Annotated in this window: 1 protein-coding gene; it reads right to left on the reverse strand. The window is 49.5% G+C overall.

The genetic code is table 11. The features are described from left to right. A partial coding sequence (locus WEIDD23_RS12630; protein WP_197458926.1) for a hypothetical protein occupies positions 1-218 on the reverse strand: 218 nt, incomplete at both ends.

Below are 218 nucleotides of genomic sequence, written 5' to 3' on the forward strand. Positions count from 1 at the left end.
AATCACCGATGCCCGCACCCAGACCGTCGGCAAATCTTGTGCACTCGCTTCGTACTTTGCCGTACTACTATACAGTTGCACATAGGTTTGGCCATCCTTTTCAAGTAGCAACGACAACGGGTAGTTCGCTGTCTGCCCAATCGCCACTTGATAGCCTGAATACAACACCCGTAATTGACTTGGCGCTGATGTCAAGATTATGGACAGGTTTTTTCGGC

It is taken from the genome of Weissella sp. DD23 (assembly GCF_001579105.1).
Classification (GTDB): domain Bacteria; phylum Bacillota; class Bacilli; order Lactobacillales; family Lactobacillaceae; genus Weissella; species Weissella cibaria.